Source organism: Leisingera sp. F5 (genome assembly GCF_001593695.1).
Window position 1 is genome coordinate 56110 of sequence record NZ_LUKH01000008.1, and the last position, 23215, is coordinate 79324.

Sequence of the window (23215 nt, forward strand, 5' to 3'; positions counted from 1 at the left end):
TGAACTTTCGCTGCGCGGCGCCTGGCTGGGGCCGCGCAGCCAAGACCAATAAACGGACAGGTTCGTGACCTTGCGGGTAACAGCAGGCACGGGCAAAAGAAACGGAACTGAGGTAGGCATGGCATTTCAAACCCGCAGCCGCGATCCGCTGCTCGACAGCAATATGCAGGCGGCTATTGAAAAGCGCGGCAAGGAGTTAATCGGGATTGCGTTGATCCTCGTGGGGCTGATGGTTGCCGCCATGCTGGGGTCGTATACGCCGGACGATCCGAACTGGACTGTGTCCACGGATGCGCCAGTGCAGAACTGGCTGGGCCGTCCCGGCGCTTCTGTCTCTTTCATCCTGATTACCTTGTTCGGCAAGGCCAGCTGGGCCGTGCCTCTGTTTCTGTCAGCCTGGGGTCTGCGGTTTGTGCTGCACCGGGGCGAGGACCGGGTGGTCTGGCCGCTGCTTTTTTCGGTGCCGTGGCTGCTGGTGGTGGCGCTGCACATGGAAACCCTGAACGCCAGCAGCGCCTGGCAGCAGAACTATGACTTCGGTCTTGGCGGCATGGTTGGCTATACCTTCCTGGGCGCATTGCTGGCGCTGCTGCCTGTGGGTCTGCATTTCATGGTGAAAATCATGTCGCTGCTGAGTGCCGCGGGAATGCTGGCGCTTGGCTGTGCGGTGCTTGGCTTTACCTGGCCCGAGGTGAAGAAGGGCCTGCACAAGGTAGTGATCGGCCTGATCCTGGGCTATGGCGCTGTGGCCGCATTGCTGGGGCGCGGGGCCTCCAGCGGGCTGCAGGCGGCAATGACCTATCGCAAAACACGGGCGGAGCAAGCGGAAGAAACTGCTTATGACGCTGCTGACGCTGAGCCGGAGATGTTCGAGGATTACGCTGAAGACGCATACATTGCGGATAGCCAGCAGGAAGAGCCGGAACCGCCTGCCAAAGGCGGTCTTCTGTCGCGTGTGCCCGGTCTGATCCGCCGTGTAGTCCCTGCACCGGAGGCGGACCGCTCCTATGCGGCTGACTTGCAGGAAGAGGACGAGAGTGAATTTCTGGCTGATGGCGAGGGTGGCGAAGATCGGATCTCCCAGAAAATCGCCAATGCCGTGCGCATTCGCCGGGCAGCGGATGTGCCGCCGGAGCAGGATCCGGCCCTGCCGCTGACCAAAGGCCGCGGCCAGCGCCCTGCACCGCTGATCTACAATCCTGCCATGGCCCAAGACGGCCTGCCGCCTGAACCGCCGTTGACCGCTGCGCTTGCAACGATGCCGCCGCTGCCGGAGGACCCATCGCTGTCCTGGCAGGTTGCCACAGATGACGCCTTTGGTTCGGAAGCGCCGGATGCTGACCGGCAGGGCGAAGCTGAGGTTGCAGACTCTGTTCCCGATCACAGTACGATAGCTCCGGACAACGTGCCGTCCGAGGATCTGCCGGATGCTGTGGAACCGCCTGCGTCAATTCCCTCCGCGCCCGAACCACGCCCGGCGCCGGGGCCGCGCCTGACCGTGGATCTGCCCGTGGCCGAGCCGCGCAAGGCCGTGGTCGAACAGCCGGCCCGCAAAACCGTACAGCCCTCGGCACGTGCCAAGGCCGAAGCGCAGCCCAACCTGGCCTTCGATGACAGCGGCAGCGATTTCGAACTGCCGCCGCTGAGCTTGCTGACCAATCCGAGCGGCATCGAGCGCCATCACCTGAGTGACGAAGCGCTGGAAGAAAATGCGCGGATGCTGGAAGCCGTTCTGGATGACTATGGCGTCAAGGGAGAGATCACCTCGGTCCGTCCCGGCCCCGTTGTCACCATGTACGAGCTGGAACCGGCACCGGGCCTTAAAGCCTCGCGCGTGATCGGCTTGGCGGATGATATCGCCCGCTCGATGTCGGCGCTGTCTGCGCGGGTTTCAACCGTGCCCGGACGCACGGTGATCGGTATCGAACTGCCGAATGAAAAGCGCGAAAAAGTGGTCTTGCGCGAGATCCTGTCATCCCGGGATTTCGGCGACGGCAACCATGCGCTGCCGCTGGCACTGGGCAAAGACATCGGCGGTGATTCCATGGTCGCCAACCTCGCCAAAATGCCTCACCTCTTGATTGCAGGCACCACCGGCTCCGGTAAGTCGGTGGCGATCAACACCATGATCCTGTCGCTGCTGTACAAGCTGACACCGGATGAATGCCGCCTGATCATGATCGACCCCAAGATGCTGGAGCTTTCCGTCTATGATGGTATCCCGCATCTGCTCTCGCCCGTTGTGACCGACCCGAAAAAGGCCGTAGTCGCCCTGAAATGGGTGGTGGGCGAGATGGAAGACCGCTACCGCAAGATGTCTAAAATGGGCGTGCGCAATATCGCGGGCTACAACGGCCGCGTGAAGGAAGCACTGGCCAAAGGCGAGTTGTTTTCGCGCACCGTGCAGACCGGGTTTGACGACGACACAGGCGAGCCGGTGTTTGAGACCGAAGAATTCGAACCCAAGGCACTGCCCTATATCGTTGTGATCGTCGACGAGATGGCCGACCTGATGATGGTTGCGGGCAAGGAAATCGAGGCCTGCATCCAGCGCCTGGCGCAGATGGCCCGGGCCTCCGGCATTCACCTGATCATGGCGACCCAGCGTCCCTCGGTCGACGTCATTACCGGCACCATCAAGGCCAACTTCCCGACCCGGATTTCCTTCCAAGTGACCTCCAAGATCGACAGCCGCACCATCCTGGGCGAAATGGGCGCCGAGCAGCTTTTGGGAATGGGCGACATGCTCTATATGGCGGGCGGCGCCAAGATTACCCGCTGCCACGGGCCGTTCTGCTCGGACGAAGAAGTCGAGGAAGTGGTCAACCACCTCAAGCAATTCGGTCCGCCGGATTATGTCGGCGGCGTTCTGGACGGCCCGGGCGAGGATAAGGCCGATAACATCGATGCGGTTCTGGGGCTGAACACCGGTGGCAATACCGATACCGAGGATGCCCTCTACGACACCGCAGTTGCCATTGTGGTCAAGGACCGCAAATGCTCCACCTCCTACATCCAGCGCAAGCTGGCGATCGGTTATAACAAAGCCGCGCGGCTGGTTGAGCAGATGGAAGACGAGGGCGTTGTTTCGGCTGCCAACCACGTGGGCAAGCGGGAAATTCTGGTTCCCGAACAATAAGCTGACGAAATTCTGCCGATGCCGGATCCGTAGGGGGGCGGCATCTTCACTTTTGCAGCAGCGTGCCTATGTTGAGGCCATGAAACGGATTGCACTCGCCTTTGCGCTGACCCTTGCCGCTCCGGCCGCTTGGGCGGCTGAACAGCTGAGCCTCAATGAGATTTCCCGCTATCTGAACGGGATTTCCACCGCGGCTTCACCCTTCACCCAGATCAACGACGACGGCAGCCTGTCGACTGGCAAGCTTTATATGCACCGCCCGGGCCGGATGCGGTTTGAATATGACGGCAAGGGCGGCGGCACAGTGGTTGCCGGCGGCGGGGCGGTGGTGATCCACGACCCCAAATCGAACCAGCCGCCCGAAACCTATCCGCTCAAACGGACTCCGCTGTCGATTATCCTGGACCGCAACGTGAATTTAGGGCGCGCCAATATGGTGGTGGGGCACAGTTTTGACGGCACCTCTACTATTGTGCGGGCACAGGACCCGGAACACCCGGACTATGGCAGTATCGAAATGATGTTCACCGGCGCGCCGGTAGAGCTGCGCAAATGGGTGATTCACGACAGTGCGGGCGGCCAGACAACCGTGATTCTGGGTGCAATGGAAACCGGCCAAAAACTGTCCTCCAGCCTGTTCACAACCAGCGGCAGATCCCGCTGAGGCAGCGGCTCCCGCGCCCGCGGCTGCACGGGCTTTGCCCGAACAGTCTGACGGCCTTGGGCCCGGCACCGGGCGGATGCCCGGCGCGAACCCGCCTGAAATCATCTGTTAGGGAATATTTTCACCGCGTCGGCACCGCGTCGGCACTGCGCCGTAGCGCAGTGCCGGGCCCAACGGTTTCTGATGCTTTCACAAAGAAAGCTGCAGAAGCGGGCGGGAGAACGCCGCTTCCGGATCTCAGCGGAACTTGCGGCAGGTCGCGAGCTGGGCCTGATAGGTCTGGGCGCGGGATTCGACCTTTCCGGCAACACGCTGCAGCCAAGGTTTAGACCGGTAGCTGCCGCGTGAGTAGCCATAATGCCCTTCGTGGTAGGCGAGGTATTGATTGCGCGCGTCATACAGCTGGATGCCGTTCTTTTCGCGGCTCTTGCGCATGTACCAGCCCATGAAATCGGCCGCATCGCTGATTCGGTCGCGCTTGGCCCGCCGCCGGCCGGTATCGCGCCGGTAATCGTCCCAGGTTCCGTCCAGCGCCTGGCTGTAACCGTAGGCGCTGGATTGCCGGCCGACCGGAATCACGCCCAGCAGGTATTGGTGCGGTGTGCGGGCATCGCCGCGGAACCGGCTTTCGTGATAGATCGTTGCCATCTGAACATGCACCGGGACACCCCAGCGGCGCTGGGACGCGCGGAAAGCTTTCAGGTATTCGGGCCGCTGCTGAATGATGCTGCACGCATTATCCAGATTGCGCGGCGGCGCTTTGTGCCCGCCTCCGCAGGACGCAACCGCCATGAGGAGAACGAGGGCGCTGATTATTCTGCTCATTGCCTCTGCCCATTTTTGATTTGGGTTATTTTGCGGCAAGTTTAGCGGATTGCGGCAGGCGAGGAAATCACAATTACAGAAGCTGGGTCAGCAGCAGTGGCAGCAATACCGCTGACATCAGGGTTGAGACCACTACAAGCCCGGCCACAGCGCTGGAATCGGCTTCGAATTTCTCTGCCAGCAGATAGGCGGTCACGGCAACAGGTGTCGCGAGTTGCAGAATCAGCACGCCAGAGGCTGTCGGATCCAGACCGAAAACCAGCGCCAGCCCCCAGCCCGCCACGGCGCTGATCAGAAACTTCACCAGCGATAGTGCAACAGCGGTTCCTGTCTTGCCAGGGGTCAGCCGTGCCACCGCAGTGCCCAGGGTGATCAGCATCAACGGCACCGCCATCTGCCCGGTTAACTCCAGCGCATTTGTCAGGAAACGCGGAGTTTCCCAATCCTGCCACAGGAACAGCCCGCCCAGAAGCGTGGCCCAGACCATCGGTTCCCGGATTGCTTTGCTGCCCGCACTGCGGCCCGCCACAAGATAGATACCATAGGTGAAGGACAGGATGGCCGAAACGGCAAGCATGACAACGGCGTAGCCAAGCCCGGCATCGCCGAAGGCAAATATCGACAGCGGAATGCCCAGGTTGCCGGTATTGCCGAAGATGAATGGCGCCAGATAGGTCCGGCGGTCCAGATGTGCTGTGCGGCAGGCAATTCCGCCTATGCCGGCCAGCGCTGCATGGCCTGCCAGGGCGGCCAGCAAAAAGGTCCCGAGCGCGCCCTTGTCCAGCTCCGTTTTCATCAGTGCAGTGAAGATCAGGCATGGCACTGCCAGCGTCATCGCCAGCCGGGTTACAAACTGCGTCCGGTACTCAAATCCAAGTTTCACCCAGATGAACCCGGCCATGGCCAGCAGGAACACCGGGGCGGTGATTTCGAGTACTGTCAAAGCGAGGTTCACAGTCTGTTTCCCTGAAAATTTGCGTCAAGAGTTGGACAATTGATTGGCGGGCGCGCTATTTACAATGTACGGGGGCGAACATGACCATGATGAGAACACGCGCAAAATACAACCTCGGGCAGGTCGTCCGCCACCGGAAGCACCCCTTCCGCGGGGTGGTCTTTGATGTTGATCCTGAGTTCTCCAATACCGAAGAATGGTATGAGGCGATCCCGGAAGACAGCCGCCCGGTAAAGGACCAGCCGTTCTACCACCTGCTGGCGGAAAACGACCAAAGCTATTATGTCGCCTACGTCTCAGAGCAAAACCTGGTGGCTGACTATTCCGGGGAGCCTATAGGCCACCCGGATGTTCCTGAAATGTTTGGTAATTTCGATGGCGGCGCCTATGCGTTGCACTATCAGCTGAACTGAATGCCTCTGCTTCCGGCAGTCTGAAAACCTTTGCATCAATATCCTAGGGCGCAGCCATCCTTGCGTGGGTCACTGGCGCCTTCCAGCACGCCCGACGCATGAATCCGGATCGCCTGTGCGCCGCCCAGCGGCGTGTCCGGCACCACCACGCGATGCCCCATATCCGCAAGCTTCCCGCGAACCTCAGCCGTATAGCCGCGCTCAATTTTCAGCACTCCGTTATCGGCAAAACAGCGAGGGGCATCGACAGCGGATTGCAGGTCCATGCCAAAATCAACGAGGTTGGAGACCAGCCGGGCGTGGCCGGTCGGCTGATAACCGCCGCCCATCACGCCAAACGGCATGATCACCTCTCCGTCTTGCTGCAGCATAGCGGGGATGATCGTATGCATCGGCTGTTTTCCTGATCCGAATTCATTCGGATGGCCCGCTTCCAGGGTAAAGCCGGCGCCGCGGTTCTGCAGCAGGATGCCGAATTGTTCAGACGCAATGCCAGAGCCGAAACCGTGGAAGATAGAATAGATCAGGGAGACCGCCATGCGGTCCTTGTCCACCACAGTTATATAGACCGTGTCCTTGTGCACCGCCTCGGTTAGCGGCCGCGCTGCCGGCAGGGCGCGCTTGGGGTCAATCAGCGCAGCTAGCCGGGCAGCCGTTTCAGGCGCCAGCATATGCGCCAGCCGGGTTGTACGGCTGGGGTCGGCCAGGAAACGGTTGCGGGCATCATAGGCAAGCTTGGCGGCCTCCGCCTCGATATGCGCACGTTCTGCGCCAAGCGGATCCATTCCGGAAATGTCAAAATGATTGAGAATGTTCAGCAGCAAAATCGCGGTTGCACCCTGACCGTTGGGCGGATGCTCGGTCAGGCCCATGCTTTTGTACTGGCCGTCAATCGGCTGTGTTGCAAAGCTGCTGGCAGCGGTAAAATCCTCCAGAGTGTGGACGCCTCCAAGCGCCGTCAGTGCGGCCACCATATCTTCGGCCACCTCCCCGGAGTAAAAGGCATCCCGCCCGTCTTTGGCGATACGGCGCAGCACTTCGGCCTGCCCGGGCGCGCGGAACACATCGCCGCTGGTTAACGGCTGACCGTCTTTCAGGTAATGGTGCCGGGCCACGCCTTGCAAAGCCGATGCGCTGGTGGTCCAGTCGAACGCCGTGCGCGGCGCCACAGGAACACCTTCTTCGGCATAGTGAATTGCCGGCTGCAGCAGTGCATCAATCCCAAGCCGCCCTTCGCTTTCAGCCAGACGGCAGAACGCGTCAATCGCGCAAGGGATCGTCACCGCGTCGGGGCTGCCCAGCGGGACCGTTTCCAGCCCTTGTGCCCGAAGTGCAGCAGCGCTGGCCCCGGCGGGGGCGCGGCCCGATCCGTTCAGGCCCTGAACGCCGTGTCCGGGACGGGAATAGAGAACAAAGCAATCGCCGCCGATCCCGGTCATTTGCGGCTCGCAAATCCCCAGTAAGACCGCCCCTGCCAAGGCCGCGTCCATTGCATTGCCGCCGCGTTTCAAGATGTCGGCGGCGGCACTGGCGGCCAAGGGATGCGAGGTTGCGCACAGGCCGTTTCGGGCCAAGACGGCTGATCGCCCCGGAAGATGAAAGTCGCGCATTTCCCTGCTCCTGCTGTCACCTGGCAAAGGCTAGGCACACGCGGCGGGAAGGCAACTTAAATCCTTAACGGTTCTGAAGGAACGGAACGTCATCGCGGATCAGGAATACATGTCAAAGGAAGTATCCCCGGTGCCGTGCACTGGTGGGGGCTAGAACACGCGGCACCGGGGGAAGCTCGTTTCAGCTACCGGTTAAAAGTCGCATACCTATCGGGCTGAGGTGGGCCGGGATTGCGGCGCGATTATGGCGAAACGTTAAAATGCAGCAAACCGGCGGCCGTCCTCCGCAGAACGGGGTCTTGTTCAGACTTCGGCTGACGGGCTGGTCACTTTGATTTCGAAGCAGAGTGAAAGATTGTTGTTTCCTTCTGAACGCTCATATTGGACTTGGCTCGCCAATTCGCGGATCAGAAACCAGCCAAATCCGCCTTCGGGCAGGCTTTCGGCCGGAACGCTGACATCTGCAGGCTTGCCCTCCGGCAATTCTCCCCTAGGGAAGGGGGCACCTGCGTCCTGGATGCTGATCCACAAGCGTTCAGGGTAAAGTTCTGCCAGGATCCGCACGTCTCCCGGAGGCGCGCTTTCATAGGCGTGTTCAACCACATTGTTCACGGCTTCGGTCAGCGCAATTTGCACCTCATCCGCACGGGCACCCGGAACTCCCAGGGACCGAAGCTGGGCCACAATCGAAGAAATGCCGGAACGGGCATCCATATTTGTAGCCGTGAACGAGCAGGCAAAGGTTTTTACCATCGATTTCTCGCTTTGCGCTGACAGCGCATTCGTCTTCAGGAGCTTGCGCCAGCCGGAGCGATTGCATCGCTAAGCGAACCATAGAGGTCAAAGATCGTATCCATGCGGGTCAGCCGGAATACTTTCTCGACCATGGGTGTCAGCCCGGCAAGGTCCAGTTTGCGGCTGCCACCCAGTTGCTTCATCGCAGCAACAATTGCGCCAAGCCCGCTGGAGTCGATAAACTGCACTTCGGAAAGATCCAGGATGACACGGTCCGCACCTGATTCTGTTTCCGTGCGCATGTCCTCCTTGAATTGGATGGCCATGGCGGCATCAATGCGTTCGGCATTGACTTTGACGATCTGCGCATCGTCCGTCATGGTGGTCGTCAGGCTCATTTCAGTCCCCCGGGATGTAACGTCATTTGTCAGCACTCTAGACCGCAAAGCTTACTATTCTGTAGGTATTATTTTGACGATTGGAGGAAAATTGCATGAAAGATGTTGTTATCGCCGGAGCGGCCCGGACGCCAATGGGCGGGTTCCAGGGCATGTATGACGGGGTGACGGCTGCAGAGCTGGGCGGTGCGGCGATCCGGGCGGCCTTGGAAGGCGCTGGCGCCGCCACCGTGGATGAGGTGCTGATGGGCTGCGTTCTGCCGGCGGGGCAGGGCCAGGCGCCCGCGCGCCAGGCAGGGTTTTCGGCAGGCTTGGGCGATGACGTTCCGGCCACCACGCTCAATAAAATGTGCGGCTCGGGCATGAAGGCGGCGATGATTGCCTTCGACCAGATCGCGCTGGGCCACGCAGATACGATGATTGCCGGCGGCATGGAGAGCATGACAAACGCGCCTTATGTGCTGCCCAAAATGCGCGGCGGCGCCCGCATCGGCCATGGCCAGGTGATCGACCACATGTTCCTGGACGGGCTGGAAGATGCTTACGACAAGGGCCGCCTGATGGGCACCTTTGCCGAGGATTGCGCTGAGAAATACCAGTTCACCCGCGAAGCTCAGGATGAATACGCGCTTAAATCGCTGGCCAACGCACTGGAAGCTCAGAAGAGCGGCGCGTTTGACGGGGAAATTGCCTCCGTTACCGTGACGTCCCGCAAGGGAAGCGTGGTGACGGACACGGATGAGCAGCCAAAGTCGGCGCGCCCGGAAAAGATCCCGGCGCTGAAACCGGCTTTCCGCAAGGATGGCACTGTGACCGCAGCCAATGCCTCCTCAATTTCCGACGGCGCGGCAGCGCTGATGATGGCGTCTTCTGAAGCCGCCAAGGCGCAGGGCCTGCAAATCCGTGCGCGTATTCTGGGCCACGCCAGCCATGCTCAGGCTCCAGGCTGGTTTACCACCGCTCCGGTTCCAGCGGCGCAGAATCTGCTGAAAAACATTGGCTGGCAGGTTGAAGACGTCGATCTGTGGGAAGTGAACGAAGCCTTTGCTGTGGTTCCAATGGCCTTCATGCATGAAATGGGCATCTCCCGTGACAAGATGAATGTGAACGGCGGCGCCTGTGCGCTGGGCCACCCGATCGGGGCGTCAGGTGCCCGGATCATGGTCACGCTTTTGAACGCGTTGGAAAAGCGCGGCCTCAAGCGCGGCGTGGCCGCCATCTGCATCGGCGGCGGCGAGGGCACGGCGATTGCAATTGAGCGGGTGTGACATTCTCCTTTGAAAAATACTCTCGGGGGTGAATTGACCGTCAGGTCAAGAGGGGGCAGACAGCCCCCTCAATGCGTTCAAGGAGAGTCAGACATGCAGGCCGATTACATTTCCCTTGCCCGGACTATTGCGTCACTGACCGAAGGCGAGACGGATGAGGTCGCGCTCATGGCCACCGTCGCCTGCGAGGTGCATCACGCCGACGACCGGTTCGACTGGACCGGCTTTTACCGCGCCGTTGCACCGGAGCTGTTGAAGATCGGCCCATATCAGGGCGGACACGGCTGTTTGCAAATCCCGTTCTCCCGCGGCGTTTGCGGCGCGGCGGCACGCACCGGCGAGGTGCAGATGGTGGCGGATGTTGATGCCTTTCCCGGCCATATCGCCTGCGCTTCATCCACACGGTCGGAACTGGTCCTGCCGGTCTGGAATGCTGCAGGCGCGCTGATCGGGGTTTTTGATATCGACAGCAACCAGCCGGACGCGTTTGCCGAGGAAGACGCAGGGCAGTTGGCTGCAATCCTGGGGCAGGTCTTCAGCCAGAGCTGATTCGCGCTTTCAGGGGCTTTGCCCCTCGGCCTTAAGGCCTCACCCCAAGGTATTTTCGACCAGAAAGAAGCAGCCCGGCGCCTGAAGGCGTTGGGTTTTTTCTTGGTTTGCGGCTAGTTCGTGAAAAAAGGCTTGGAAATTTCACGAACTCGAGGCATCGTGAAAAACAAGAGGATTTTTTCACGAGTGGGGAGAGAGCCGGTGAACGATCAAACCCTGGCAGCGGCGACATTGGGGGCGGACATCCGGGCCTTGCGCAAGGCCCGCGGGCTGACCTTGTCAGATATCGGCGCGATCCTGAACCGCTCGGTCGGCTGGCTCAGCCAGGTTGAGCGGGATATGTCCGAACCTTCGATCTCCGATCTGCGTCAGATTGCTGAGGCCCTAGGCGTGCCGATGTCGATGCTGTTTGCTCATTCCGGCGCCCCCGCAGATGAGCATGGGTACATTGTTCGCGCTGGATCGCGCCGCCCGATGGGATCGGGAGAGGAAGGGCTGATCGAAGAGCTGCTTTCGCCCGACCTGACGGATGATTTCGAGATGGTGCATTCTACCTTCCGCCCGCAGTCAAGCATGCAAACACCGGCCCATCGGCCGACGCAAGAGGTCGGCTATGTGATCTCGGGGAAGCTGGACCTGCTGATCGGCGGCCGCAGCTTCACCGTTGGTTCGGGCGACAGTTTTCGGATCAAACATGAACCTTACCAATGGTCGAATCCCTATGACGAACCCGCAGTGGCCGTCTGGGTGATTGCACCGCCGGTCTACTAGGAGGGGATAATGATCAAAGGATCCTGCCTTTGCGGTGACATCCGTTTTGAAACCGCGGCGCAGCCGCAGGGCGCGTCCATGTGCCATTGCAGCCAGTGCCGCAAACAATCGGGCGGCATTTGGTCCTCGGCCTATGTGCGCGACCAAGATCTTAACATCACCGGTCCGGTCAGCTGGTTCGAGGCCAGCACACTGGCCAAGCGCGGCAGCTGCCCGCGATGCGGATCCTTCCTGTTCTGGAAGGCACACGACGAAGACACCACAAGTTTTGCTTTGGGCGCAGTCGACGGGAACACCGGACTCAGCGTCGAAAAGCACATCTTTGCCGCCTCCAAGGGCGACTATTACGAAATTGCGGACGGTGTGCCGCAGAAGGACTGAGATTAGGGAGCGAACATGTCTGATTTTCCAACCAAGGCCCGTGTGGTCATCATCGGCGGCGGTGTCATCGGCGCCTCGTCGCTTTATCATCTGGCCAAGAAGGGCTGGACCGATTGTGTGCTCTTGGAAAAGAACGAGCTGACCGCCGGCTCGACCTGGCACGCGGCCGGCAACGTGCCGACCTTCTCGACCTCCTGGGCGATCATGAACATGCAGCGCTACTCGACCGAGCTCTATGCGCGCCTGGGTGAAGAAGTCGATTACCCGATGAACTACCATCAGTCCGGCTCGATCCGCCTGGGCCATACCAAGGAGCGGATCCAGGAGTTTGAGCGCGCCTGTTCGATGGGCCGCTACCAGGGCATTGAAATGGAGATGTGGACTCCGGAACAGGCCAAGGAAAACTACCCGTTCCTGGAAACCCACGACCTGGAAGGTGTACTGTGGGATCCGTCCGATGGCGACATCGACCCGGCACAGCTGACCCAGGCGCTGGCCAAGGGCGCGCGCGACATGGGTCAGAAGATCATCCGTTTCTGCCCGGCCACCGGCGTCACCCAGAAGGAGGACAAGACCTGGATCGTGCACACTGAAAAGGGCGACATCGAATGTGACTATGTGGTGAACGCCGCTGGCTATTACGCCCAGCGTATCGGCGAATGGTTCAAGCCCTATGGCGGCCGCACCGTGCCGATGATGGTGATGTCGCACCAGTATCTGCTGACCGAGCAGATCGAGGAAGTCGAAGCCTGGAGCAAGGAACACGGCAAGAAGTTGCCGCTGATCCGCGACGTGGATGTCTCCTATTACCTGCGCCAGGAAAAGAACGGCTACAACCTCGGCCCGTATGAGCCGAACTGCAAGGGGGAGTGGCTGACCGAAGACAACCAGATGCCGGACGATTTCTCGTTCCAGCTGTGGTCGGACGATCTGGACCGGATCGAGGATATCGTGACCGACGCGATGGAGCGGGTTCCGCTGATGGCATCCTCCGGCGTGTCCAGCGTGATCAACGGCCCGATCCCCTACGCGCCCGACGGCCTGCCGCTGATTGGTCCGATGCCGGGTGTCGACAACGCGTTTGAGGCCTGCGTCTTTACCTTTGGCATTGCCCAGGGTGGCGGCGCCGGCAAGGTGCTGGCGGAATGGATCGTCGACGGCCAGACCGAATGGGACATGTGGGCGGTCGATCCGCGCCGCTACACCGACTACACTGACCAGGACTACTGCGACCAAAAAGGCATGGAAGTCTACGGCAACGAATACGCCATGCACTTCCCGCATCACGAATGGCCGGCCGCACGCGGCAAGAAGGTCAGCCAGGTGCATGCCAAGATTAAGGAATTGGGCGGCGTGATGGGTGCTTACAACGGCTGGGAACGCGCCAACTGGTTTGCGCAGCCGGGTGATGACACCTCTGAGGAAGCCACCCACACCTGGGGCCGCTCCGGCCCGTGGCAGCAGCGCATCAAGGAAGAATGCGAAGCGGTCCGCGACAGCGTTGGCGTGCTGGATCTGCCGGGCTTCTCCCGCTTCAATCTGGATGGTGAAGGCGCCGCAGAATTCCTGCGCGGTCTGGTCACTGGCGGGTTGCCCAAGGTAGGCCGGATGAACCTGGTCTATGTCTCGGACGACCGCGGCCGGATCCTGACCGAGATGTCCTGTATTCGTCATGGCGAAGACCACTTTACCATGATCACCGCAGGTTCGGCCCAGTGGCACGACTTTGAGATCCTGCGCAAGGCGCTGCCCGCTGGCCTGACCCTGACCGACCGCACCACCGAATTCGCGACGATGATTGTCACCGGTCCGAAGTCGCGGGAACTGTTTGCAGGCATCTCTGACGCCGACCTGTCGCTGGGCTGGCTGACCCATCAGGAAGCCACGGTCGCGGGCAAACCTGCCTTCCTGGCGCGGGTGTCTTATGCCGGCGAACTCGGCTGGGAAGTGCACTGCGCCAACGCGCATCAGGCCGGGATCTATGCGGCGCTGATCGAAGGCGGCGCCAAGCCGTTCGGCATGTATACGCTGAACTCCTTGCGGATCGAGAAGGGTTATCGCACCTGGAAGGGTGACCTCAGCACCGATTACTCGCTGCTTGAAGGCGGGCTGGAGCGCTTTGTCAAACTCGACAAGCCGCAGGATTTCCCGGGCAAGGCCGCAATCCAAAGCGAAAAGCAGCAGGGCGTGAAAAAGTCCTTTGTCACCATGATCGTCGAGGCCGGCGATGCGGATGCGCCTTACATGTCCTGCATCTCCAAGGATGGCGAGATCGTGGGCGAGACCACGAGCGGAGACTGGGGCTACCGTGTGGGCGCCTCAATCGCGCTGGGCATGGTGCGCAGTGAACTGGCCGTGCCGGGCACCGAGCTGGAGGTTGAGATCTACGGGCAGAAATGCCGGGCCGTGGTTCAGAAAGATGAACCGCTGTGGGATCCGGCAAACGAGCGCCTGCGCGCCTGATCAACCCGTATCAGCCCGGGCCGCATAGGTCCGGGCTGATGCCCCTATAAAAGACAGCCTGCGCCGCCGGATCGTTTCCTGTATCCTGGCGGCGCAAGGCAACCCGCTCAAAGGACTGTTTGTTATGGCTGAGATCACGCTTCTGGATGGCTCGATCGGGCAGGAGGTTGTCAAACGGTCCGGCGACCGCGCAACCCCTTTGTGGTCCACCGCGGTGATGGTTGACCGGCCTGGGGTGGTCGGCGGCATCCATGCTGATTACTTTGCCGCAGGCGCCACGATTGCCACAACAAACACCTATGCGGTTCTGCGCGACCGGCTGCAGCGCGCAGGTCTGGAAGATCATTTCAATGAGCTTCTGCAGAAGGCCGCCGTGCAAGCCGCTGCAGCGCGGGACACCCATGGCTCGGGCCGTGTCGCGGCAGCGCTTGGCCCGCTGATCGCCTCCTATCGCCCAGACATTTGCCCGCCGCATGATGAGGCAAAACCTGTCTACGCCGAACTGGTCAAATTGCTTGGCCCGCAGGCTGATCTCTTCCTGATCGAAACCGTCTCCTCGCTGGAGCATGCCAAAGGCGCGCTGCTGGGCTGTGCGGAGGCGGGCAAACCGGTCTGGCTGGCGGCATCCGTTTCAGATGAGGATGGAACATTGCTGCGCTCGGGAGAGCCGCTTGCCGCGCTTGCCCCGCTGATTGAGGAATTCCAGCCCGATGCGGTGCTACTCAACTGTTCCCGGCCCGAGGTTATCGGCGAGGGTTTGGAGACCGTCAAAGCATTCGGCAAGCCTTACGGCGCCTATGCCAACGGTTTCACCCGGATATCCGAGGATTTTCTGAAGGACGCCCCCACCGTGGATGCGCTGGAGCAGCGCCAGGATCTGGGGCCAGCGGCGTATGCGGAATTTGCCATGGGTTGGGTTGCGCAAGGCGCCACCATCGTCGGCGGCTGCTGCGAGGTCGGCCCGGACCACATCGCCGAACTGGCCCGCTGCTTGTGCGCGGCCGGGCATCGGATCGTCTGACGTCGTCTGACAGGGGGATAAGCATGGCAACGCAGGAAAAACTCAAAACCGCGGACCCGGCCCGGGTCTGGAGCATAGACATTATCGTCAGCGAAGGATTCGTGCTGACGGAGATGTCGGCTGTGGTTGAAGTGCTGCGGATCGCCAACCGGGTGCTTGCGCAGCCGCCGTTCAAATGGACCATGCGATCCCTGCAGGGCGGGCGCGTTGGCTGCAAGGCGGGCCTTAGCGTGGACACCGAACCCTTCGCGGTTAAGCCTGCTGCGGATTTTGCCTTCTTCCTTGGCAATTCGGACCCGGATCATCCGGGCCTCAGCCTGGGCCGGGTGATCTCCGGCTATACCTGCCGCGGCAGTAAGGTCTATCTGCTGGCCGAGGCCGCAGCCCGCTACATCCGCGATCAGGGCGGCGCGGCCGGCCGGCTGACGACGCATTGGGAAAACTCCGCCCTGCTGCGCGAACGTATGGGGCTGAACGATTCCAGCCATGCCCTGGCAAGCGAAGACGGGCTGGTGGTGACCTGTGCCGGCATGGGGTCTACCGTCGATATCGTGCTGGCGCTTGTCGGGCGGCTGACCTCGGCTGCGGCGCAGATGACCGTTGCCAACATCATGCTGCACGAACAGGTGCGTGATTTCTCCTCGCTGCAGCCCTTTGCCGGCGCCAAGCCGACGATCACCGGCGACAGCGACTTGGATCATTGCATCCGGATCATGCAGGACAACATCGAAGAACCGGTGCCGATCAGCGAAATCGTGGACGAGCTTGGCATCTCCACCCGCTCGCTGGAGCGCAAGTTCAAGACCTTCCTCGGCACCACGCCCAACGGGTTCTACCGCGAAATGCGGCTGTCTAAGGCCAATAACCTGTTGCTGAACACCACCATGAGCGTGCGGGAGATCGGCCTTGCCTGCGGCTTCCCGAATGGCTTTTCCTCGCTCTACAAAAGCTTCTTCGGCATCACCCCCTTTGCCCTGCGCAAGCGCCGCAGGCTGGGGGAAGGCGGGGCTGGAAATATCCTCAAAGCCGGAGAATAGCCGGGGAAGCTTGGCGTTTTTGATGCATTTTACGCCGCCTATCCATGATAATCAGGCGCAAACACTGACTGTGGAGCGATGACATGAGCGATCTTCCCAACAAGGCCCGCGTGGTCATTATCGGCGGTGGCGTGATCGGCTGCTCGGTGGCCTATCATTTGACCAAGCTGGGCTGGAAGGATGTGGTGCTGCTGGAGCGCAAGCAGCTGACCTCGGGCACCACCTGGCACGCCGCGGGCCTGATCGCCCAGCTGCGCGCAACTGCCAATATGACCAAACTGGCAAAATACTCCCAGGAACTTTATGGCGCGCTGGAAGAAGAAACCGGTGTTGCCACCGGCTTCAAGCGCTGCGGCTCAATCACCGTAGCGCTGACCGAAGAGCGCAAGGAAGAGATCTTCCGCCAGGCCGCCATGGCCCGCGCGTTCGGTGTCGAGGTCGAGGAAATCTCCCCTGAAGAGGTGCAAACCCGCTACGAGCACCTGAACGTGGGCGACGTGACCGCCGGCGTGTGGCTGCCAAAAGACGGGCAGGGCGACCCGGCCAACATCGCACTGGCCCTGGCCAAGGGCGCCCGCCAGCGCGGCGCGCTGGTCAAGGAACGCATCAAGGTCACCAGCATCTCCAAGGACGGCCGCCGCGTTACCGGTGTCGACTGGGCCAGCGACGACGGGCAGTCCCAGGGCCATATCGAGGCCGACATGGTGGTGAACTGCGCCGGCATGTGGGGCCACGAGGTCGGCCGCATGGCGGGCGTCAACGTGCCGCTGCACGCCTGCGAGCATTTCTACATCGTGACCGAAGGCATCACCGGCCTGACCCAGATGCCGGTGCTGCGGGTGCCGGACGAATGCGCGTATTATAAGGAAGACGCCGGAAAGATCCTGCTCGGCGCGTTTGAGCCGAACGCCAAGCCATGGGCAATGAACGGCATCCCGGACACGTTCGAATTCGATCAGCTGCCCGAGGATTTCGACCACTTCGAGCCGATCCTGGAAGCCGCCTGCAACCGGATGCCGATGCTGGCTGAGGCGGGCATCCATACCTTCTTTAACGGCCCGGAATCCTTTACCCCGGATGACGCCTACCACCTGGGTCTGGCGCCCGAGATGGACAACTTCTGGGTTGCCGCTGGATTCAACTCGATCGGCATCCAATCGGCGGGCGGCGCTGGCATGGCGCTGGCGCAGTGGATGGAAGACGGCCAGAAACCCTTTGATCTGGGCGACGTGGACATCTCCCGGATGCACCCGTTCCAGGGTAACAAGCACTACCTGTTCGAGCGCTCCAAAGAGACCTTGGGCCTCTTGTACGCCGACCACTACCCCTACCGTCAAAAGGCCACCGCCCGAGGCGTGCGCCGCACCCCGTTCCACCATCACTTGCTGGATCAGGGCGCTGTGATGGGCGAAATCGGCGGCTGGGAGCGTGCCAACTGGTTCGCCAACGAAGGCCAGGAACGCGAATACCAATACAGCTGGAAGCGGCAGAACTGGTTTGAGAATTCGGCAGCTGAACACAAGGCAGTCCGCGAAAATGTGGGCATGTACGACATGTCCTCCTTCGGCAAGATCCGCGTCGAAGGCCCGGATGCCGAGACCTTTCTGAACTACATCTGCGGCGCCAACCTGTCAGTGCCTGCGGGCAAGATCGTCTACACCCAGTTCCTGAACACCCGCGGCGGCATCGAGGCCGATGTGACCGTCACCCGCCTGTCCGAGACCGCCTATCTGGTGGTGACCCCGGCGGTGACGCGTCTGGCCGACCAGACCTGGATGATGCGCCATGTGGGCGACCACTGCGTGGTGATCACCGACGTGACCGCAGGCGAGGGCGTGCTGGCGGTGATGGGCCCGAACGCCCGCAAGCTGCTGCAGAAGGTGTCGCCAAATGACTTCTCAAATGAGGTGAACCCCTTTGGCACCGCGCAGGAGATCGAGCTGGGCATGGGCCTCGCCCGCGTGCACCGGGTCACCTATGTGGGCGAACTGGGCTGGGAGATCTATGTAGGCGCCGACATGGCAGGCCATGCGTTCGAAACCCTCTGGGGCGCAGGCCAGGACATGGGGCTGAAACTGTGCGGCATGCATATGATGGACAGCTGCCGGATCGAGAAGGGCTTCCGCCACTTCGGACACGACATCACCTGCGAGGATAACGTAATCGACGCAGGGCTTGGCTTTGCTGTGAAGACCGACAAGGCGGATTTCATCGGCAAGGCAGCAGTGCTGGAGCGCAAGGAGAGCGGCCCGAAAAACCGTATGGTTCAATTCAAATTGACCAACGCCGAGCCGCTGCTATTCCACAACGAACCGATCATCCGCGACGGCAAATATGTGGGCTACCTCAGCTCCGGCAACTACGGCCACACGCTGGGAGCTGCCATCGGCATGGGTTACGTGCCGTGTGAAGGCGAAAGCGCGGCCGATGTGCTGGGGTCCACCTATGAGATCGACGTTATGGGCACCCGTGTGAAGGCCGAGGCTTCGCTTAAGCCAATGTATGATCCGAAATCGGAGCGGGTGAAGGCCTAAGCACCTCTCCAGTGGTTTCACCTGCCCCGTATCACGCCCCGGCTGCAACGCCGGGGCGTTTTTTGCAGCTGTCCCCGCGGGGACAGATTTGGGTTCTGCTGCAACGTTTCCCATGGTTTGGCCGGAATGCCGCCCGACGCCTCTTGACCCCGCCGGGAAACCCTTGGAGAAATCCATAAAAAGCCTTGTACGGCAGGGGTAAACAGGTAGGTTGCTTGTCCCGGCCACTGACACGGGCATGACGAAGAGGATTTGGGACATGAAGATCAGCATCGAACGCGGCACGCTCCTCAAAGCTGTGGCTCAGGCACAGTCGGTGGTCGAGCGCCGCAACACCATTCCGATTCTGGCGAATGTGCTGATCGAAGCCGAGGGCGACAGTGTCCAGTTCCGCGCCACCGATCTGGATATTGAGGTGGTCGACAAAGCCCCCGCCCAGGTCGAGCGCGCCGGGGCAACCACAGTGGCCGCCACCACCCTGCACGAGATTGTCCGCAAACTGCCCGACGGCGCCTTGGTTACCCTGAGTGCCGACGCCGCAACCGGCCGTCTGACGGTGGAGGCCGGCCGGTCGAACTTCTCGCTGGCGACACTGCCGCGCGAGGATTTCCCGGTGATGGCGTCGTCTGAATACCACTCGAACTTCGCCGCCAAGGCCGCGGTGCTGCGCCGCCTGTTCGACAAATCGAAATTTGCAATCTCGACCGAAGAGACCCGGTACTATCTGAACGGTGTCTATCTGCATGTCTCCAACAGTGCCGAAGGCGGCAAGGTTCTGCGTGCTGTGGCCACCGACGGCCATCGTCTGGCGCGGATTGACTCCGAGCTTCCGCTGGGTGCCGAGGACATGCCGGGCGTGATCGTGCCGCGCAAGACCGTGGGCGAGCTGCGCAAACTGCTGGACGATGACGACATGGACATCGCGGTGTCGGTTTCGGAAACCAAGGTGCGCTTTGCCACCCCGAACATCACCCTGACGTCCAAAGTGATTGACGGCACCTTCCCGGACTACACCCGGGTGATCCCGGCCGGCAACACCCGCCGCCTGGAAGTGGATGCCTCCGAGTTCGCGCAGGCCGTGGACCGGGTGGCAACGGTGTCGTCGGAGCGGTCCCGCGCGGTGAAACTGCAGCTGGAAGAGGACCGTTTGATCCTGTCGGTCAATGCGCCGGACAGCGGTGCCGCGGAAGAAGAGCTGGCGGTGGCTTATAACGACGAACGCCTGGAAATCGGATTTAACGCCAAGTACTTGCTGGAAATTGCCAATCAGGTAGACCGCGAAAACGCTGTGTTCATGTTCAACTCCTCCGGCGATCCGACCCTGATGCGCGAAGGCAGCGACGAAAGCGCCGTTTACGTCGTGATGCCGATGCGGGTCTGATCGCCTGACGGCGATGCCTGCGGCGGGGATATTTTTGGCCAGATGAACAAGGGAGCTCCCGTGTGCTGGCTCTGACCTCACTCGTATTGTCCCATTTCCGCTCGCATTTGCGGGCGGAATTGCGTTTGGACGGGCGGCCGGTGGCCATTCATGGCAACAATGGCGCGGGCAAGACCAATATCCTGGAGGCGGTCTCGCTGTTCTCGCCCGGCCGCGGGTTGCGGCGGGCCAGTGCCGCCGACATGGTGCGCCAGCCGGAAGCGCTGGGCTGGAAGTTGAAAGGCGAGTTGCAAGCGCCCTCGCAGGTTTATGAAGTGGAAACCTGGTCAGAAGGCGGCAATGCCCGGCAGGTGAAGATCGACAACAAATCCGCCAGCCAGTTGGCGCTGGGGCAGGTGGCGCGGGTGGTCTGGCTGATCCCTGCGATGGACCGGTTGTGGATTGAAGCTGCCGAAGGGCGGCGGCGCTTTCTGGACCGGATCGCGCTGAGCTTTGAGCCCGCCCATGCCGAGGCCTCGCTGGCTTATGAAAAGGCGATGCGGGAGCGGAACCGGCTGCTGAAGGAGCAGGTGCGTGATGCCGCTTGGTACCGGGTGCTGGAACAGCGGATGGCTGCCGCCGGGCATCGGATCCACACCGCCCGCGTGCAGTCAGTGGATCTGCTGCAAATGGCGCAGGCAGAGGCGGAAACCGCCTTTCCCGCGGCGGAGCTGGAATTGCTGCAATCGGAAGGCAGCATGCCGTCCTCTGAGGCGGACTTCAAAGAGGCGCTGGAGGAAAGCCGGTTCCGGGATCTCGCGGCAGGAAGGACCCTTGTCGGGCCGCACAGGACCGATTTGATCGGCACCTATCAGGCCAAGGGTATCCCGGCCAAGGATTGTTCGACCGGAGAGCAGAAAGCGTTGCTGGTGTCGCTGATCCTGGCCAATGCGCGCGCACTGGCGCAGCGGGAGGGCGCGCCGCCGATCCTGCTTTTGGATGAGGTTGCCGCGCATCTGGACGCTGGCCGCCGCGCCGCCCTGTATGACGAGATTTGCGCCCTGGGAACCCAGGCCTGGATGACGGGCACCGGGCCGGAGCTGTTTGGTGAGCTGGCAGGCCGGGCGCAATTGCTGGAAGTCTCTGACAGCGGCGGCACGTCGGAGGTTCTGCAAAAATGACGGTCTCTGCCTGGGATCTTACCCTCTATGCGGGGGCCTTGCTGATCCTGTTTCTAACGCCTGGCCCGGTTTGGCTGGCACTGATGGCGCGCTCGGTGTCCGGCGGGTTTCAGGCGGCTTGGCCGCTGGCGTTAGGGGTTGCCTGCGGTGATATCCTGTGGCCGCTGATCGCAGTTGCGGGGATGTCCTGGGTGGTGTCGGAATTCACCGGCATCATGACTGTGCTGCGCTGGCTGGCCTGCCTGATGTTCCTTGGCATGGGCTTTTTGCTGATCCGCCATGCGGGCGAGGCGGTGCAGGAAAGGCGCGGCCTCACCCGGCCCGGTGTATGGGCCGGATTCATGGCGGGAATTGCCGTGATCCTGGGCAACCCCAAGGCAATCCTGTTCTATATGGGCGTTCTGCCGGGGTTCTTCGATCTGTCAGGCACAACCTGGCCGGACGTTGCCGCCATTGTAATCCTGTCCTTTGCAGTCCCGTTGGCTGGGAACCTCGCGCTGGCCGGGATGGTGCACCGTGTCCGGCGGGCGATTGCCTCGCCCAGGATCCTGCGGCGCATCAATCTGGTTTCCGGCGGGCTGCTGATCTGTGTGGGGCTGGCGATCCCGGTTCTTTAGCCGGGCGGTTGCAGCCAAGCCTGCAAGTAAGGTTCAAGTGCTTGGGCCGGGCGCGCTTCGCTTTCATGCTCCATGCAAAACCACACGCCCAGCACATGATTCAAAAACGCCTGAATGCCTTCCGCCAGCAGTTCCGGCGGCTGGTTGCGGCGCACCTCGCCCGCAGCCTGCATGTCCTGCAGCCAGCCTGTCAGCAAGGTCACCTGACGGGTGAAGCTTGCGGTGACAACTTCATCCGGCTCATCCGCGGTGGTGCCTGAATAGCGTAGCAGCAGATCGAAAATCACCCGGTCCTGCGCGACATAATCAAGATGCGGTGCAAGCCGGGCGGTCAGTCCAGCAACGTCCGAAGGGGCACTTGCGGTTTCCATCCCGTCAAGCAGCCGTGTCACTTCCGCTCCGATCAGGACGGCCAGCAGCCCGTCCTTGTCCTTGAAATGGGAAAACAGGGTGCCCTTTGCGACGCCGGCGCGGGCAACCACATCTTCAACCCGCAAACCGCTATAGCCCTGTTCCTGGACTATAGCGGTTGCGGTGCTGAGCAGTTTCGCGCGGGTTTCCAGCCGCCGCTTCTGTGGTGCGCGTGTCATGCCTCATCCTCACGGGTTTGTTATTGACCGCGGTCACTTTTGTAATTGACCGCGGTCAGTTTTTCTTTCAATAAAGTGACCATGGTCAACTTACCTCATGGAGAATGACATGTCTGCCCGGAAAATCCTGATCTTGAACGGCCACCCGGCTGAGAACACTTTCACGCAGGCGCTATGCGAAGCCTACGCAACTGCGGCGGAAGGGGCGGGGCATGATGTGCGCATGCACAAGCTGTCTCAATTGGAATTTGATGCAGATTTCGGCCAGGCCGGGTTTTCCGGCACTAAGCAACTGGAACCTCAAATCGAAGCGGTGCTTTCGGATTCCGAGTGGGCGCAGCATGTGGTCCTTGCCTTTCCGCTGTGGTGGGGCGGGATGCCGGGGAAGCTGAAGGGGTTGTTTGACCGCATTCTGCTTCCCGGCCGCACGTTTGACCCGCGCATTGTGACCGATGGCCTGCCAAAACCGCTTCTGGCCGGAAAGTCGGGCCGGGTGCTGGTGGCGTCGGACACACCGCCTGACTTGATGGAGCAGTTCTATGGTAATGCAGCGCACGTTCAGGTGGAGCGCCAGATTATGAATTTCGTGGGGATTGATCCGGTGGAGACCTGCCATTTCGGCGCATTGCAAGGGTCAAGTGCGGATGAGCGCGCAGCCTGGCTGAGCACCGCGTCGGAGCTTGGCGCCTTAGCTGCATAATCGT

General features: G+C 61.3%; 21 protein-coding genes. 15 read left to right on the top strand and 6 right to left on the bottom strand.

Annotated features, from left to right (window positions below; translation table 11 throughout):
- Nucleotides 1-118: 118 nt before the first annotated feature.
- Nucleotides 119-3139 (top strand): DNA translocase FtsK, encoded by a 3021-nt coding sequence (locus A2I95_RS06690; protein WP_291729019.1) that lies wholly within the window; start codon nt 119-121, stop codon nt 3137-3139.
- A 79-nt stretch (nt 3140-3218) separates the two neighbouring features.
- Nucleotides 3219-3803 carry an outer membrane lipoprotein carrier protein LolA gene (locus tag A2I95_RS06695; RefSeq protein ID WP_291729020.1) on the top strand — a complete coding sequence of 195 codons (585 nt, stop codon included), beginning with the start codon at nt 3219-3221 and terminating at the stop codon, nt 3801-3803.
- 237 nt (nt 3804-4040) lie between these two features.
- On the opposite strand, the gene A2I95_RS06700 is transcribed toward A2I95_RS06695, so the two are convergent.
- Nucleotides 4041-4628: a lytic transglycosylase gene (locus tag A2I95_RS06700; protein ID WP_291729021.1), complete on the bottom strand. Its 588-nt coding sequence runs from the start codon at nt 4626-4628 to the stop codon at nt 4041-4043.
- Between the two features lie 73 nt (nt 4629-4701).
- Nucleotides 4702-5583 carry an AEC family transporter gene (locus tag A2I95_RS06705; RefSeq protein WP_291729022.1) on the bottom strand — a complete coding sequence of 294 codons (882 nt, stop codon included), beginning with the start codon at nt 5581-5583 and terminating at the stop codon, nt 4702-4704.
- An 86-nt stretch (nt 5584-5669) separates the two neighbouring features.
- Between A2I95_RS06705 and hspQ the strand changes: the two genes are divergently transcribed.
- A complete protein-coding gene (gene hspQ / locus A2I95_RS06710) occupies nt 5670-5996 on the top strand; it encodes a heat shock protein HspQ (RefSeq protein WP_260008565.1) in 327 nt (108 codons plus the stop codon).
- 35 nt (nt 5997-6031) lie between these two features.
- On the opposite strand, the gene A2I95_RS06715 is transcribed toward hspQ, so the two are convergent.
- From A2I95_RS06715 to A2I95_RS06725, 3 genes are all read right to left on the bottom strand, one after another.
- Complete coding sequence (locus tag A2I95_RS06715) at nt 6032-7606, bottom strand: gamma-glutamyltransferase family protein (protein WP_291729023.1); 1575 nt, start codon at nt 7604-7606, stop codon at nt 6032-6034.
- A gap of 303 nt (nt 7607-7909) precedes the next feature.
- Nucleotides 7910-8359 carry an ATP-binding protein gene (locus A2I95_RS06720; protein ID WP_291729024.1) on the bottom strand — a complete coding sequence of 150 codons (450 nt, stop codon included), beginning with the start codon at nt 8357-8359 and terminating at the stop codon, nt 7910-7912.
- 35 nt (nt 8360-8394) lie between these two features.
- Nucleotides 8395-8739 carry an STAS domain-containing protein gene (locus A2I95_RS06725; RefSeq protein ID WP_291729025.1) on the bottom strand — a complete coding sequence of 115 codons (345 nt, stop codon included), beginning with the start codon at nt 8737-8739 and terminating at the stop codon, nt 8395-8397.
- Between the two features lie 95 nt (nt 8740-8834).
- Here A2I95_RS06725 and A2I95_RS06730 point away from each other — a divergent pair, with 95 nt between their 5' ends.
- From A2I95_RS06730 to A2I95_RS06780, 11 genes are all read left to right on the top strand, one after another.
- A complete protein-coding gene (locus A2I95_RS06730; protein ID WP_291729026.1) occupies nt 8835-10007 on the top strand; it encodes an acetyl-CoA C-acyltransferase in 1173 nt (390 codons plus the stop codon).
- A gap of 93 nt (nt 10008-10100) precedes the next feature.
- On the top strand, nt 10101-10556 hold the full coding sequence (locus A2I95_RS06735; RefSeq protein ID WP_291729027.1) for a GAF domain-containing protein: 456 nt from the start codon (nt 10101-10103) through the stop codon (nt 10554-10556).
- A gap of 201 nt (nt 10557-10757) precedes the next feature.
- Nucleotides 10758-11327, top strand: a complete 570-nt coding sequence (locus A2I95_RS06740) for an XRE family transcriptional regulator (RefSeq protein WP_291729028.1) — start codon at nt 10758-10760, stop codon at nt 11325-11327.
- Nucleotides 11328-11336: 9 nt separating this feature from the next.
- Entirely contained in the window at nt 11337-11708 is a 372-nt protein-coding gene (locus tag A2I95_RS06745; protein ID WP_291729029.1) for a GFA family protein, read from the top strand.
- A 15-nt stretch (nt 11709-11723) separates the two neighbouring features.
- A complete protein-coding gene (locus A2I95_RS06750; RefSeq protein WP_291729030.1) occupies nt 11724-14171 on the top strand; it encodes an FAD-dependent oxidoreductase in 2448 nt (815 codons plus the stop codon).
- 124 nt (nt 14172-14295) lie between these two features.
- The gene (locus A2I95_RS06755; RefSeq protein ID WP_291729031.1) at nt 14296-15192 is read left to right on the top strand and encodes a homocysteine S-methyltransferase family protein; all 897 of its coding nucleotides are present in this window, start codon (nt 14296-14298) and stop codon (nt 15190-15192) included.
- Between the two features lie 23 nt (nt 15193-15215).
- Complete coding sequence (locus tag A2I95_RS06760) at nt 15216-16229, top strand: GlxA family transcriptional regulator (RefSeq protein ID WP_291729032.1); 1014 nt, start codon at nt 15216-15218, stop codon at nt 16227-16229.
- 83 nt (nt 16230-16312) lie between these two features.
- Nucleotides 16313-18763 (top strand): FAD-dependent oxidoreductase, encoded by a 2451-nt coding sequence (locus A2I95_RS06765; RefSeq protein ID WP_291729033.1) that lies wholly within the window; start codon nt 16313-16315, stop codon nt 18761-18763.
- A gap of 259 nt (nt 18764-19022) precedes the next feature.
- On the top strand, nt 19023-20144 hold the full coding sequence (gene dnaN / locus A2I95_RS06770; protein ID WP_291729155.1) for a DNA polymerase III subunit beta: 1122 nt from the start codon (nt 19023-19025) through the stop codon (nt 20142-20144).
- Between the two features lie 62 nt (nt 20145-20206).
- Nucleotides 20207-21304: a DNA replication/repair protein RecF gene (gene recF / locus A2I95_RS06775; RefSeq protein ID WP_291729034.1), complete on the top strand. Its 1098-nt coding sequence runs from the start codon at nt 20207-20209 to the stop codon at nt 21302-21304.
- Nucleotides 21301-21921 (top strand): LysE family translocator, encoded by a 621-nt coding sequence (locus tag A2I95_RS06780; RefSeq protein ID WP_291729035.1) that lies wholly within the window; start codon nt 21301-21303, stop codon nt 21919-21921. Before recF ends, A2I95_RS06780 begins: the two co-directional genes overlap by 4 nt.
- Here A2I95_RS06780 and A2I95_RS06785 read toward each other — a convergent pair.
- A complete protein-coding gene (locus tag A2I95_RS06785) occupies nt 21918-22511 on the bottom strand; it encodes a TetR/AcrR family transcriptional regulator (protein WP_291729036.1) in 594 nt (197 codons plus the stop codon). The genes A2I95_RS06780 and A2I95_RS06785 overlap by 4 nt on opposite strands.
- 109 nt (nt 22512-22620) lie before the next feature.
- Here A2I95_RS06785 and A2I95_RS06790 point away from each other — a divergent pair, with 109 nt between their 5' ends.
- Complete coding sequence (locus tag A2I95_RS06790; protein WP_291729037.1) at nt 22621-23211, top strand: NAD(P)H-dependent oxidoreductase; 591 nt, start codon at nt 22621-22623, stop codon at nt 23209-23211.
- Nucleotides 23212-23215: the final 4 nt, after the last annotated feature.

Excerpts from the sequence above, each read along its gene's own strand:
- A2I95_RS06690 (WP_291729019.1), top strand. The coding sequence starts at position 119 with ATGGCATTTCAAACCCGCAGCCGCGATCCGCTGCTCGACAGCAATATG.
- A2I95_RS06695 (WP_291729020.1), top strand. The coding sequence starts at position 3,219 with ATGAAACGGATTGCACTCGCCTTTGCGCTGACCCTTGCCGCTCCGGCC.
- A2I95_RS06700 (WP_291729021.1), bottom strand. The coding sequence starts at position 4,628 with ATGAGCAGAATAATCAGCGCCCTCGTTCTCCTCATGGCGGTTGCGTCC.
- hspQ (WP_260008565.1), top strand. The coding sequence starts at position 5,670 with ATGATGAGAACACGCGCAAAATACAACCTCGGGCAGGTCGTCCGCCAC.
- A2I95_RS06715 (WP_291729023.1), bottom strand. The coding sequence starts at position 7,606 with ATGCGCGACTTTCATCTTCCGGGGCGATCAGCCGTCTTGGCCCGAAAC.
- A2I95_RS06720 (WP_291729024.1), bottom strand. The coding sequence starts at position 8,359 with ATGGTAAAAACCTTTGCCTGCTCGTTCACGGCTACAAATATGGATGCC.
- A2I95_RS06725 (WP_291729025.1), bottom strand. The coding sequence starts at position 8,739 with ATGAGCCTGACGACCACCATGACGGACGATGCGCAGATCGTCAAAGTC.
- A2I95_RS06730 (WP_291729026.1), top strand. The coding sequence starts at position 8,835 with ATGAAAGATGTTGTTATCGCCGGAGCGGCCCGGACGCCAATGGGCGGG.
- A2I95_RS06735 (WP_291729027.1), top strand. The coding sequence starts at position 10,101 with ATGCAGGCCGATTACATTTCCCTTGCCCGGACTATTGCGTCACTGACC.
- A2I95_RS06745 (WP_291729029.1), top strand. The coding sequence starts at position 11,337 with ATGATCAAAGGATCCTGCCTTTGCGGTGACATCCGTTTTGAAACCGCG.
- A2I95_RS06750 (WP_291729030.1), top strand. The coding sequence starts at position 11,724 with ATGTCTGATTTTCCAACCAAGGCCCGTGTGGTCATCATCGGCGGCGGT.
- A2I95_RS06755 (WP_291729031.1), top strand. The coding sequence starts at position 14,296 with ATGGCTGAGATCACGCTTCTGGATGGCTCGATCGGGCAGGAGGTTGTC.
- A2I95_RS06760 (WP_291729032.1), top strand. The coding sequence starts at position 15,216 with ATGGCAACGCAGGAAAAACTCAAAACCGCGGACCCGGCCCGGGTCTGG.
- A2I95_RS06765 (WP_291729033.1), top strand. The coding sequence starts at position 16,313 with ATGAGCGATCTTCCCAACAAGGCCCGCGTGGTCATTATCGGCGGTGGC.
- dnaN (WP_291729155.1), top strand. The coding sequence starts at position 19,023 with ATGAAGATCAGCATCGAACGCGGCACGCTCCTCAAAGCTGTGGCTCAG.
- A2I95_RS06780 (WP_291729035.1), top strand. The coding sequence starts at position 21,301 with ATGACGGTCTCTGCCTGGGATCTTACCCTCTATGCGGGGGCCTTGCTG.
- A2I95_RS06785 (WP_291729036.1), bottom strand. The coding sequence starts at position 22,511 with ATGACACGCGCACCACAGAAGCGGCGGCTGGAAACCCGCGCGAAACTG.
- A2I95_RS06790 (WP_291729037.1), top strand. The coding sequence starts at position 22,621 with ATGTCTGCCCGGAAAATCCTGATCTTGAACGGCCACCCGGCTGAGAAC.